This window comes from Pseudomonas oligotrophica (assembly GCF_021726475.1).
GTDB classification, from domain to species: domain Bacteria; phylum Pseudomonadota; class Gammaproteobacteria; order Pseudomonadales; family Pseudomonadaceae; genus Stutzerimonas; species Stutzerimonas oligotrophica.
In genome coordinates, this window is sequence record NZ_JAKJRU010000009.1 from 1 (window position 1) to 11,983 (window position 11,983).

Here is an 11,983-nt window from a genome sequence, read left to right on the forward strand (position 1 = left end):
GACGCATCGCCGATGGTAGTGTGGGGCTTCCCCATGTGAGAGTAGGTCATCGTCAAGCACCTATACCAAACCCCCGATCCGCTCTAGCGGGTCGGGGGTTTGTCTTTGGCGAGCGAAAAGGTCAGACTCGCCGGCTTGGTAAATATCGGTTGCGCTTGGAGCGCGTATGCAAAGGGTCCTCGAGTTGTTGCAAGACGGCTGTTTTCACTCCGGGGAGGAGTTGGGTGCCGTCTTTGGGGTTACGCGCACTGCAGTCTGGAAACATCTCAAGAAGTTGGAGTCCGAGAGCGGCATCGTCGTGCATCGTGTCCCTGGAAAAGGATACCGCCTGGCCTCTCCTTTATCCTTGCTGCGCGCCTCTCCACTTGAGGCGGGCTTCAAGGCGATGGGCTGGGTGTTGCATTGCCATGATCGGATCGACTCGACGAACGCTGAAGCGTTACGCCTGCTGGCAGCGGGGGGCGATGCGCCCCTTGTCGTTCTGACAGAGGCGCAAATCAGCGGGCGAGGGCGGCGAGGACGGGCTTGGGTAAGTCCGTATGGAGACAATCTCTATTTCAGCTTGGGCTGCAGGATCGTCGGGGGTTTTTCGCGGCTTGCCGGGCTCAGCCTGATTGTCGGGCTTGCCGTTGTTCGTGCGATCCAGGCGCAAGGCTTTGCCGATGTCGGCGTCAAATGGCCAAACGACGTCTATCTAGCCGGAAAGAAGGTCGCAGGTATCCTCGTGGAAATCGCCGGTGACCCGGCCGATGCTTGTGACGTGGCTATCGGGATAGGTATCAATGTCAACATGACTGGCACCGAGGCGTGCATCGACCAGCCATGGACGTCGTTGCGCCTTCGGTCCGGGGCCTTGGTGGATCGAACGAATTTCGCGCTGGGCGTGGGCAGTGCGCTGGAACGCTACCTTGCGCGGTTTCTTGCTGAGGGTTTCGCGGGGCTCAGGGGCGAGTGGGAGTCCTGCCATCTTTGGCAGGGGAGGGAGTGCGTGCTGGGCACGCCTACCCAAGGTATCCAGGGCACCGTGCTGGGCGTGGATAGTCAGGGCGGCCTCAGGCTTCGAGTCGATGGTAAAGAAGAGGTGTTTTCCGGTGGTGAGCTTAGCCTGAGGCGTGTGCATGATTCTTGAACTGGACTGTGGTAACAGCTTCATCAAATGGCGGCTGGTATCCCCCTCTGGCGAGGTCATTGCCTGGCATGTCGCGCCCGACCAGGCCGAACTGCAAGGCTGGCTGCAACAGCGCCGGGATGGGGGCCTGACTGCCGCCCGCCTGGTAAGCGTCCGCGGTGAAGAGGAGACCAGGTCGATCGTTCGCCTCGTCGAGAAATTCGTGGCGGGTCCGGTGCTCGAGGCCAAAGTCAGTGCCGAACGGGGCGGCGTCCAGAACGGCTACGAGAATCCTCTGCAATTGGGCGTGGATCGCTGGCTGGCTATGCTGGGTGCCTATGATTTGGTCCGGCGGTCGCTGGTAGTGATCGATCTGGGAACTGCAGTTACCGTGGACCTTGTCCACGCCTCTGGACGGCATTTAGGCGGATATATTGCTCCGGGACTGCCCCTGTTGCGCCGCCAGCTCCGATCCTCCACGAGCCGGATATCGTTCGACCTGCGCGAGCAGACGCTGGGAAGTATCGACGAGCCCGCGCGTAGCACCAAGCAATGCGTCGAGCGAGGCTGCCATCTGATGCTCGTGTCTTATGTGGCAGCGCAGATCGAAAATGCTCGACGCCATCTGCCAGATGATCCTGTCATCTTTGTCACTGGGGGCGACGCGGGCACGGTCTCTGCGCTTCGCGGGGTCAGGCATGTGCCAGACCTGGTCTTTCGTGGCTTGGCTATCGCCTGCCCCTGAGGAGACGGAATGCGCTGGATATTGCTGCTCCTGCTTACGCTGAACGTGCTGTTCTACCTGGCGCATCAGCAGCAGGCTCCCTTCAGGGTGCATGAGGTCGCCCCGGTCGGCGGCTACACAAGCGCTGCGCCTGCGATTCAGCTCGTCTCGGAGGCAAAACCCTCGCCGCGCAAGCAGGTCGAGGAGGATGAGGCGGTCGAGGCGAATGCCTGTCTGTACCTCGGCGGTTTCGACCAGGAGGTGGCTGCGCGGCAAATCGAGCAACGCCTGCTGAGCCTGGACATCAGGTCCGACATCCAGGTAATGGAGCGATCGGCGGGCACCGATTACTGGGTCTACTTGCCACCGCTTGCCTCCCGAGCAGCGTCGCTGCGCCAGCTGCGCGAGCTCCAGTCGCGAAACATCGACAGCTATATCGTCACCGTGGGCGATCTGGCCAACGGGATATCGCTCGGCATATTCACCCAAAGGGCATCTGCCGAAGGGGTGGTGACGCGCCTCCAGGAGGCCGGCTACGAGGCGCTCATTCGCGAGCTTCCACGCATGCACCGTCGTTATTGGGTGCGCGTCGGGAAGGAGGATGCTCGCCTGGTTGACGCGCCGATGCTGCAGGCCATGCTAAGGGACATGCCAGCGATGCAGCATGCGCAAATGCCCTGCAACGGCGTTGCAAGGCCGGCTGGTTTTGAATAGAATGGCGCCCGCTTCAGCGCTGGTGGCTTTGCTGCCGATGATGAGGTTGCTGTCAGATCACCTAAGCTCAAGATATTTATGAGAAAAAGGTTGACAGCAGGGCGGCCGATCTAGAAAATGCCGCCTCACTTTGGAGGGGTTCCCGAGCGGCCAAAGGGATCAGACTGTAAATCTGACGTCATCGACTTCGAAGGTTCGAATCCTTCCCCCTCCACCAGATTAAGCGCAGGCGCAAGCTTACGCGGGTATAGTTCAGTGGTAGAACCTCAGCCTTCCAAGCTGATGATGCGGGTTCGATTCCCGCTACCCGCTCCAGAGTGCGAATGTCAGTTTAATGCTCATGTAGCTCAGCTGGTAGAGCACACCCTTGGTAAGGGTGAGGTCAGCGGTTCAAATCCGCTCATGAGCTCCAAATCCAACAAAGGCAGATATGAAAATATCTGCCTTTGTTTTAATGGCGGATTAGTTCAGCTCGACATGGGAGACGGTCTCGATGGCTAAAGAGAAGTTCGAACGTAACAAACCGCACGTCAACGTCGGCACCATCGGTCACGTTGACCATGGCAAGACCACTCTGACTGCTGCGCTGACCCGCGTGTGCTCGGAAGTGTTCGGTTCGGCTCGCGTCGACTTCGACAAGATCGACAGCGCTCCGGAAGAAAAGGCGCGCGGTATCACCATCAACACCGCCCACGTGGAATACGACTCCAACATTCGTCACTACGCGCACGTTGACTGCCCCGGTCACGCCGACTACGTAAAGAACATGATCACCGGTGCTGCCCAGATGGACGGCGCGATCCTGGTCTGCTCGGCTGCCGACGGCCCCATGCCGCAGACTCGCGAGCACATCCTGCTGTCCCGCCAGGTAGGCGTTCCGTACATCGTCGTGTTCCTGAACAAGGCCGACATGGTCGATGATGCCGAGCTGCTGGAACTGGTCGAGATGGAAGTTCGCGACCTGCTGAGCACCTACGACTTCCCGGGCGACGACACGCCGATCATCGTCGGTTCTGCGCTGATGGCGCTGAACGGCGAAGACGAGAACGGCCTGGGTACCTCGGCAGTGAAGAAGCTGGTCGAGACCCTGGATACCTACATCCCCGAGCCGGTTCGTGCCATCGACAAGCCGTTCCTGATGCCGATCGAAGACGTGTTCTCGATCTCCGGTCGCGGTACCGTGGTCACCGGTCGTGTGGAGCGTGGCATCGTCAAGGTGCAGGAAGAGATCGAGATCGTCGGTCTGCGTCCGACCACCAAGACCACCTGCACCGGCGTGGAAATGTTCCGCAAGCTGCTCGACGAAGGTCGTGCCGGCGAGAACTGCGGCGTGCTGCTGCGCGGTACCAAGCGTGATGAAGTCGAGCGTGGCCAGGTTCTGGCCAAGCCGGGCACCATCAAGCCGCACACCAAGTTCGAAGCCGAAGTGTACGTGCTGTCCAAGGAAGAAGGTGGTCGTCACACCCCGTTCTTCAAGGGCTACCGTCCGCAGTTCTACTTCCGTACCACTGACGTGACCGGCTCGTGCGAACTGCCGGAAGGCGTCGAGATGGTGATGCCGGGCGACAACATCAAGATGGTTGTCACCCTGATCAAGCCGATCGCCATGGAAGACGGCCTGCGCTTCGCGATCCGCGAAGGTGGCCGTACCGTCGGCGCCGGCGTGGTCGCGAAGATCATCGAATAAGTAGTTGATCTAGCCTCTGCAGGCCGGCATAATAGTCGGCCTGTCTCTTTCTAGGCCAGTAGCTCAATTGGCAGAGCGGCGGTCTCCAAAACCGCAGGTTGGGGGTTCGATTCCCTCCTGGCCTGCCAAATTCCAGCAGGGAATTTTGGCAGTCTTTAGAAGGTTCTAGCAGATGAATGTCAAAGCTGAAGCCAATGAGTCGCGCTTCGATCTCGTGAAGTGGCTGGTGGTGGCTGCTTTGGTCGTGGTTGCCGTGGTCGGCAATCAATACTATTCCGCTGAGCCGATTCTCTATCGCGTGCTGGCGCTTGTGGCTGTGGCTGCGGTTGCTGGTTTTGTCGCGTTTCAGACTGTCAAGGGGCGCGCCTTTCAGCTGTTGCTGAAGGAAGCTCGCGTCGAAATTCGTAAGGTCGTCTGGCCGACTCGTCAGGAAACCACCCAGACCACTTTGATCGTCGTGGTGGTGGTTCTCGTCATGGCCTTGCTCTTGTGGGGTCTCGATACCCTGCTGGGCTGGCTGGTTTCCATGATTGTGGGTTAAGGGTGTCTCGTGGCTAAGCGTTGGTATGTTGTTCATGCTTATTCGGGTTACGAAAAGCATGTGATGCGCTCGCTGGTCGAGCGCGTCAAGCTTGCTGGCATGGAGGAGTTTTTTGGCGAGATTCTCGTGCCCACTGAGGAAGTGGTCGAGATGCGCAATGGCCAGAAGCGCAAGAGTGAGCGCAAGTTCTTTCCGGGCTACGTGCTGGTCCAGATGGAAATGAACGAAGGTACCTGGCACCTGGTGAAAGATACGCCGCGTGTCATGGGTTTCATCGGTGGGACCGCCGATAAGCCGGCGCCCATCACCGATCGTGAGGCCGAGGCAATCCTGCGGCGCGTGGCTGATGGCAGCGACAAGCCGAAGCCGAAGACGTTGTTCGAGCCGGGTGAGGTTGTTCGTGTCGCCGATGGTCCGTTCGCCGATTTCAATGGCGTCGTCGAAGAAGTGAATTACGAGAAGAGCCGCATCCAGGTTGCTGTGCTCATTTTCGGTCGCTCTACTCCGGTGGAGCTCGAGTTCAGTCAGGTCGAGAAGGTCTGACGACAAAAGCGCGTTCCCTGATCCCCGCAGCTGTCTGGCTGCGGGGTTTTTTGTCGGTGGGGCGCTGGTAAGCGGGGAGCCGAAAGGCGTTTAACCCATAGCGGAGTAATTATGGCTAAGAAGATTCAAGCTTATATCAAGCTTCAGGTTAAGGCCGGCCAGGCCAACCCGTCGCCGCCGGTAGGTCCTGCCCTCGGCCAGCACGGCGTCAACATCATGGAGTTCTGCAAGGCGTTCAATGCCCGTACCCAGGGCATGGAGCCGGGCCTGCCGACTCCGGTGATCATCACCGTATACAGCGACCGTAGCTTCACTTTCGAGACCAAGAGCACTCCTGCCTCGGTTCTGCTGAAGAAGGCTGCCGGCATCACCAGCGGTTCGGCGCGTCCCAATACCCAGAAGGTGGGTACTGTGACTCGTGCTCAGCTGGAAGAGATCGCCAAGACCAAGAATGCCGATCTGACTGCAGCGGATCTCGAAGCGGCCGTGCGCACCATCGCTGGTTCTGCGCGCAGCATGGGCCTGAACGTGGAGGGTGTGTAATGGCTAAGTTGACCAAGCGCCAGAAGGCCATTGCCGCCAAGGTAGAGGCTGGCAAGCAGTACGGTTTCGAAGACGCGGCCAAGCTGCTTGCCGAGCTGTCGGCGGTGAAGTTTACCGAGTCGTTCGATATCGCCATCAACCTGGGCGTCGATCCGCGTAAATCCGACCAGGTCGTGCGCGGTGCTACCGTGCTGCCCAACGGCACCGGCAAGAGCGTTCGCGTGGCGGTGTTCACCCAGGGTCCGGCGGCCGAAGCTGCGCTGGCCGCAGGTGCCGATCGCGTCGGCATGGACGAGCTGGCTGCCGAGATGAAGGGTGGCGACCTGAACTATGACGTCGTGATTGCTTCTCCGGATGCGATGCGCGTAGTAGGCCAGCTGGGTCAGATCCTCGGTCCGCGTGGCCTGATGCCGAACCCCAAGGTCGGCACCGTGACTCCGGACGTTGCCACCGCGGTGAAGAACGCCAAGGCCGGCCAGGTCCGCTTCCGTACCGACAAGAACGGCATCATCCACACCTCCGTCGGCAAGGTCGGCTTCGAGGCCGCTGCGCTGAAGCAGAACGTGGAAGCCCTGCTGGCTGACCTGAAGCGTCTGAAGCCGTCGACCTCGAAGGGCATCTACGTCAAGCGCGTGACCCTGAGCACCACCATGGGCCCGGGGCTGATCATCGATCAGGCATCGCTCGAGGCTTAAGTTTCAAGGCAGGCCCGCGCGGCGGGCCTGCGAAATTTTGGGGTCCCTGCCTGGCGGGGGCTATCCAAGACCGTAGGCGACGCAAGTCTTAAACGGGAAAGCCTACGCAGAGGTGCTCCCGATTCGTACCGAATCGACACCAACACCCGTCCGGCCCTGCCGGATGAAACGGTAAAAACCAGGAGTTAAACCCGTGGCAATCAAGCTCGAAGACAAGAAGGCCATCGTCGCTGAAGTCAACGAGGCTGCCAATGCTGCCCTGTCCGCTGTCGTGGCTGATGCCCGTGGCGTGACCGTGGGCGCCATGACCGGACTCCGTAAAGAGGCCCGCGCCGCCGGCGTATACGTGCGTGTCGTACGTAATACCCTGCTGCGTCGCGCAGTCGAAGGCACTCAGTTCGAAGTGCTGAACGATGCGTTCAAGGGCCCGACCCTGATTGCGTTCTCCAAAGAACATCCGGGCGCTGCTGCTCGTATCTTCAAGGAATTCGCCAAGGGTCAGGACAAGTTCGAGATCAAGGCGGCCGCGTTCGAGGGGCAGTTCCTCGCAGCCAATCAGATCGACGTACTGGCAACCCTGCCGACCTACGACGAAGCCGTAGCACAGCTGATGAGCGTCATTCAGGGCGCAACCAGCAAGCTGGCTCGTACGCTGGCGGCAATCCGCGACCAGAAAGAAGCCGCGGCTGCCTGATCGGCGCCCGTTCTTTCAGCTTTCTTATCTATTCAGATGGCCGAAGGCCGTCAACCCAATACAGGAACTAGAGTCATGGCTCTTACCAACGAAGATATCATCAACGCCGTTTCCGAAATGTCCGTGATGCAGGTCGTCGAGCTGATCAAGGCAATGGAAGAGAAGTTCGGCGTTACCGCCGCTGCTGCCGTTGCTGCCGGCCCGGCTGCTGCTGCTCCGGCTGCCGAAGAGCAGACCGAGTTCACCATCGTCCTGGCCGAAGCCGGCGACAAGAAAGTGAACGTCATCAAGGCCGTTCGCGAACTGACCGGTCTGGGCCTGAAAGAAGCCAAGGCTGTTGTTGACGGCGCCCCGGGCGTGGTCAAGGAAGGCGTTTCCAAGGAAGAGGCCGAAGCGGCCAAGAAGGCTCTGGAAGAAGCTGGCGCCAAAGTCGAGCTCAAGTAAGCACCGACCTTGCGTCTACAGCCGAAACGTTAAGCGTGAGGCTGACGGCTGGTGGCTTTTGCCACCGGCCTTTTTCCGTTATGGCCAGCCTAGGCTGGCATGACGGACCACCCGATCAGGGTGGCGCGAACCTGGGTTCGCACGATTTTCTGGCAGCTCCCGCCGGGAGTGGCCAACAAGCAGGTGACCAAGCTGGGGAACGCTGATGGCTTACTCATACACTGAGAAAAAACGTATCCGCAAGGACTTTAGCAAGTTACCGCACGTGATGGACGTGCCGTATCTTTTGGCCATCCAGCTGGATTCGTATCGCGAATTCCTGCAGGCAGGAGCTAGCAAAGAGCAGCTCCGCGACGTCGGCTTGCATGCCGCCTTCAAATCCGTTTTCCCGATTATCAGCTACTCCGGCAATGCAGCGCTGGAGTACGTGGGCTATCGCCTCGGCGAGCCGGCTTTCGACGTCAAGGAGTGCGTGCTGCGCGGCGTCACCTTTGCCGTGCCGCTGCGCGTCAAGGTGCGTCTGATTATTTTCGACAAGGAGTCGTCGAACAAGGCCATCAAGGACATCAAGGAGCAGGAAGTCTACATGGGGGAAATCCCCCTGATGACCGAGAACGGTACCTTCATCATCAACGGTACCGAGCGGGTGATCGTTTCCCAGCTGCACCGTTCGCCAGGCGTGTTCTTCGATCACGACCGCGGCAAGACCCACAGCTCCGGCAAGCTGCTGTATTCCGCGCGCATCATTCCCTACCGTGGCTCCTGGCTGGACTTCGAGTTCGACCCGAAGGATGCCGTGTTCGTTCGTATCGACCGCCGTCGCAAGTTGCCGGCAAGCGTCCTGCTGCGTGCGCTGAACTACAGCACCGAAGAAATCCTCGACGCGTTCTACGACACCAACGTGTTCCATGTCCGCGGTGAGCAACTCGCCCTGGAACTGGTGCCGCAGCGCCTGCGCGGCGAGATCGCTACCTTCGACATCACCGATGGCAGCGGCAAGGTCATCGTCGAGCAGGGTCGCCGCATCACCGCGCGCCACATCAACCAGCTCGACAAGTCCGGCATCAAGGAACTGATGATGCCCATGGACTACGTGCTGGGTCGCACCGTGGCCAAGGCCATCGTGCATCCGGCCACCGGCGAGATCATCGCTGAGTGCAACACCGAGCTCACCGTCGAGGCCATGGCCAAGATCGTCAAGGCTGGCGTGGTGCGTTTCGAGACGCTGTACACCAACGACATCGACTGCGGTCCGTTCATCTCCGACACGCTGAAGATCGACTCGACCACCAACCAGCTCGAGGCGCTGGTCGAGATCTACCGCATGATGCGTCCCGGCGAGCCGCCGACCAAGGATGCTGCCGAGACCCTGTTCAACAACCTGTTCTTCACCGCCGAGCGCTACGACCTGTCCGCGGTCGGCCGCATGAAGTTCAACCGCCGGATCGGTCGTTCGGAGATCGAAGGCCCGGGCGTGCTGAGCCGCGAGGACATCGTCGCGGTGCTGCGCACCCTGGTCGACATCCGCAACGGCAAGGGTATCGTCGACGACATCGACCACCTGGGTAACCGTCGCGTGCGTTGCGTCGGCGAGATGGCCGAGAACCAGTTCCGTGTAGGCCTGGTGCGGGTCGAGCGCGCGGTCAAGGAACGCCTGTCGATGGCCGAGAGCGAAGGCCTGATGCCGCAGGACCTGATCAACGCCAAGCCGGTCGCGGCGGCGGTCAAGGAATTCTTCGGTTCCAGCCAGCTTTCGCAGTTCATGGACCAGAACAACCCGCTTTCGGAAATTACCCACAAGCGCCGTGTTTCCGCACTCGGCCCGGGTGGTCTGACCCGTGAGCGCGCCGGCTTCGAGGTTCGCGACGTACACCCGACCCACTACGGCCGCGTGTGCCCGATCGAAACCCCGGAAGGCCCGAACATCGGCCTGATCAACTCGCTGGCAGCCTATGCCCGCACCAACCAGTACGGCTTCCTGGAAAGCCCGTACCGCGTGGTCAAGGAAGGCGAGGTCACCGACGAGATCGTCTTCCTGTCGGCGATCGAGGAAGCCGACCATGTCATCGCCCAGGCCAGCGCCAAGCTGGACGGCCGCAAGCTGGTCGACGAGCTGGTGGCCGTGCGTCACCTGAACGAATTCACCGTCAAGGCGCCGGAAGACGTGACCCTGATGGACGTGTCGCCGAAACAGGTGGTTTCCGTCGCGGCTTCGCTGATTCCGTTCCTCGAGCACGACGACGCCAACCGGGCCCTCATGGGTTCGAACATGCAGCGCCAGGCCGTGCCGACCCTGCGTTCGGATAAACCGCTGGTGGGGACCGGCATGGAGCGCAACGTCGCCCGTGACTCCGGTGTCTGCGTGGTTGCCCGTCGCGGTGGCGTGATCGACTCGGTCGATGCCAGCCGTATCGTGGTGCGCGTGCGTGACGATGAAGTCGAGACCGGTGAGGCGGGTGTCGACATCTACAACCTGACCAAATACACCCGCTCCAACCAGAACACCTGCATCAACCAGCGCCCGCTGGTGAACAAGGGTGACGTGGTGGCGCGGGGCGACATCATGGCCGATGGCCCGTCCACCGACATGGGTGAGCTGGCCCTGGGTCAGAACATGCGCGTGGCGTTCATGCCATGGAACGGCTTCAACTTCGAAGACTCCATCTGCCTGTCCGAGCGCGTGGTCCAGGAAGACCGCTTCACCACCATCCACATCCAGGAACTGACCTGCGTGTCGCGCGACACCAAGCTCGGCCCGGAAGAAATCACCGCGGACATCCCGAACGTGGGTGAGGCTGCGCTGAACAAGCTGGATGAGGCCGGTATCGTCTACGTCGGTGCCGAAGTCGGCCCGGGCGACATCCTGGTCGGCAAGGTCACGCCGAAGGGCGAGACCCAGCTGACGCCGGAAGAGAAGCTGCTGCGCGCGATCTTCGGCGAGAAGGCCAGCGATGTGAAGGACACCTCCCTGCGCGTACCGACCGGCACCAAGGGCACCGTCATCGACGTGCAGGTATTCACTCGCGACGGCGTCGAGCGCGACTCCCGTGCGCTGGCCATCGAGAAGATGCAGCTCGACGAGATCCGCAAGGACCTCAACGAAGAGTTCCGCATCGTCGAAGGCGCCACGTTCGAGCGCCTGCGTTCGGCGTTGGTCGGTGCGGTCGCCGAGGGTGGCGCGGGCCTGAAGAAGGGCGCCGAGATCACCAACGAGGTGCTCGACGGTCTCGAGCACGGCCAGTGGTTCAAGCTGCGCATGGCCGAGGACGCGCTGAACGAGCAGTTGGAGAAGGCCCAGGCCTATCTGTCCGACCGTCGCCAGCTGCTCGACGAGAAGTTCGAGGACAAGAAGCGCAAGCTGCAACAGGGCGACGACCTGGCGCCAGGCGTACTGAAGATCGTCAAGGTCTACCTGGCGATCAAGCGTCGCATCCAGCCGGGCGACAAGATGGCCGGCCGTCACGGTAACAAGGGTGTGGTCTCGGTGATCATGCCGGTCGAGGACATGCCGCACGACGCCAACGGCGTGCCGGTGGACATCGTGCTCAACCCGCTGGGCGTACCGTCGCGCATGAACGTCGGTCAGATCCTCGAAACCCACCTGGGCCTGGCGGCCAAGGGCCTGGGCGAGAAGATCAACCTGATGCTCGAAGAGCAGCGCAAGGTGATCGAGCTGCGCAAGTTCCTCAACGAGATCTACAACGAGATCGGTGGGCGCCAGGAAAACCTCGACGAGCTGAACGACCAGGAAGTCCTTGCGCTGGCGGAGAACCTGCGCAAGGGCGTGCCGATGGCCACGCCGGTGTTCGACGGTGCCAAGGAACGCGAGATCAAGGCCATGCTGAAGCTGGCCGATCTGCCGGAAAGCGGCCAGATGCAGCTGTTCGACGGTCGTACCGGCAACGCTTTCGAGCGCACCACCACCGTCGGCTACATGTACATGCTCAAGCTGAACCACCTGGTCGACGACAAGATGCACGCGCGTTCCACCGGTTCCTACAGCCTGGTCACCCAGCAGCCGCTGGGTGGTAAGGCGCAGTTCGGTGGCCAGCGCTTCGGGGAAATGGAGGTCTGGGCGCTGGAAGCCTATGGCGCCGCCTACACCCTGCAGGAAATGCTCACGGTCAAGTCGGACGACGTGAACGGGCGGACCAAGATGTACAAGAACATCGTGGACGGCGATCACCGCATGGAGGCCGGCATGCCGGAATCCTTCAACGTGCTGATCAAAGAGATCCGCTCGCTCGGTATCGATATCGATCTGGAAACCGAATAACCACGCACCGCGCA

At 60.9% G+C, this 11,983-nt stretch carries 11 protein-coding genes and 4 tRNA genes; all 15 read left to right on the top strand.

Annotation, left to right across the window (positions count from 1 at the left end):
• Window positions 1-166: 166 nt before the first annotated feature.
• On the top strand, window positions 167-1,129 hold the full coding sequence (gene birA, locus L3N39_RS17410) for a bifunctional biotin--[acetyl-CoA-carboxylase] ligase/biotin operon repressor BirA (RefSeq protein WP_237258690.1): 963 nt from the start codon (window positions 167-169) through the stop codon (window positions 1,127-1,129).
• Window positions 1,119-1,853 (top strand): type III pantothenate kinase, encoded by a 735-nt coding sequence (locus tag L3N39_RS17415; RefSeq protein WP_237258691.1) that lies wholly within the window; start codon window positions 1,119-1,121, stop codon window positions 1,851-1,853. Before birA ends, L3N39_RS17415 begins: the two co-directional genes overlap by 11 nt.
• 9 nt (window positions 1,854-1,862) lie before the next feature.
• Complete coding sequence (locus L3N39_RS17420) at window positions 1,863-2,546, top strand: SPOR domain-containing protein (protein WP_237258692.1); 684 nt, start codon at window positions 1,863-1,865, stop codon at window positions 2,544-2,546.
• A gap of 132 nt (window positions 2,547-2,678) precedes the next feature.
• Window positions 2,679-2,763, top strand: a tRNA-Tyr gene (locus L3N39_RS17425).
• 24 nt (window positions 2,764-2,787) lie between these two features.
• A tRNA-Gly gene (locus tag L3N39_RS17430) sits at window positions 2,788-2,861 on the top strand.
• A 21-nt stretch (window positions 2,862-2,882) separates the two neighbouring features.
• Window positions 2,883-2,958: transfer RNA gene (locus L3N39_RS17435), tRNA-Thr, on the top strand.
• Window positions 2,959-3,039: 81 nt separating this feature from the next.
• Window positions 3,040-4,233, top strand: a complete 1,194-nt coding sequence (gene tuf, locus L3N39_RS17440; protein ID WP_237258693.1) for an elongation factor Tu — start codon at window positions 3,040-3,042, stop codon at window positions 4,231-4,233.
• Window positions 4,234-4,285: 52 nt separating this feature from the next.
• Window positions 4,286-4,361, top strand: a tRNA-Trp gene (locus L3N39_RS17445).
• A 44-nt stretch (window positions 4,362-4,405) separates the two neighbouring features.
• Entirely contained in the window at window positions 4,406-4,774 is a 369-nt protein-coding gene (gene secE, locus L3N39_RS17450) for a preprotein translocase subunit SecE (RefSeq protein ID WP_237258694.1), read from the top strand.
• Window positions 4,775-4,783: 9 nt separating this feature from the next.
• Window positions 4,784-5,317 (top strand): transcription termination/antitermination protein NusG, encoded by a 534-nt coding sequence (gene nusG, locus L3N39_RS17455; RefSeq protein ID WP_237258695.1) that lies wholly within the window; start codon window positions 4,784-4,786, stop codon window positions 5,315-5,317.
• 111 nt (window positions 5,318-5,428) lie between these two features.
• Window positions 5,429-5,860, top strand: a complete 432-nt coding sequence (gene rplK / locus L3N39_RS17460) for a 50S ribosomal protein L11 (protein WP_237258696.1) — start codon at window positions 5,429-5,431, stop codon at window positions 5,858-5,860.
• Window positions 5,860-6,555 carry a 50S ribosomal protein L1 gene (rplA, locus tag L3N39_RS17465; RefSeq protein ID WP_237258697.1) on the top strand — a complete coding sequence of 232 codons (696 nt, stop codon included), beginning with the start codon at window positions 5,860-5,862 and terminating at the stop codon, window positions 6,553-6,555. Before rplK ends, rplA begins: the two co-directional genes overlap by 1 nt.
• A gap of 193 nt (window positions 6,556-6,748) precedes the next feature.
• Complete coding sequence (gene rplJ / locus L3N39_RS17470; protein WP_237258698.1) at window positions 6,749-7,249, top strand: 50S ribosomal protein L10; 501 nt, start codon at window positions 6,749-6,751, stop codon at window positions 7,247-7,249.
• 75 nt (window positions 7,250-7,324) lie between these two features.
• Window positions 7,325-7,693 (top strand): 50S ribosomal protein L7/L12, encoded by a 369-nt coding sequence (gene rplL / locus L3N39_RS17475; RefSeq protein WP_237258699.1) that lies wholly within the window; start codon window positions 7,325-7,327, stop codon window positions 7,691-7,693.
• A 205-nt stretch (window positions 7,694-7,898) separates the two neighbouring features.
• Window positions 7,899-11,969: a DNA-directed RNA polymerase subunit beta gene (gene rpoB / locus L3N39_RS17480; RefSeq protein ID WP_237258700.1), complete on the top strand. Its 4,071-nt coding sequence runs from the start codon at window positions 7,899-7,901 to the stop codon at window positions 11,967-11,969.
• Window positions 11,970-11,983 lie beyond the last annotated feature (14 nt).

Coding starts and splice junctions, on each gene's coding strand:
- birA (WP_237258690.1), top strand. CDS start 167: ATGCAAAGGGTCCTCGAGTTGTTGCAAGACGGCTGTTTTCACTCCGGG.
- L3N39_RS17415 (WP_237258691.1), top strand. CDS start 1,119: ATGATTCTTGAACTGGACTGTGGTAACAGCTTCATCAAATGGCGGCTG.
- L3N39_RS17420 (WP_237258692.1), top strand. CDS start 1,863: ATGCGCTGGATATTGCTGCTCCTGCTTACGCTGAACGTGCTGTTCTAC.
- tuf (WP_237258693.1), top strand. CDS start 3,040: ATGGCTAAAGAGAAGTTCGAACGTAACAAACCGCACGTCAACGTCGGC.
- secE (WP_237258694.1), top strand. CDS start 4,406: ATGAATGTCAAAGCTGAAGCCAATGAGTCGCGCTTCGATCTCGTGAAG.
- rplK (WP_237258696.1), top strand. CDS start 5,429: ATGGCTAAGAAGATTCAAGCTTATATCAAGCTTCAGGTTAAGGCCGGC.
- rplA (WP_237258697.1), top strand. CDS start 5,860: ATGGCTAAGTTGACCAAGCGCCAGAAGGCCATTGCCGCCAAGGTAGAG.
- rplL (WP_237258699.1), top strand. CDS start 7,325: ATGGCTCTTACCAACGAAGATATCATCAACGCCGTTTCCGAAATGTCC.
- rpoB (WP_237258700.1), top strand. CDS start 7,899: ATGGCTTACTCATACACTGAGAAAAAACGTATCCGCAAGGACTTTAGC.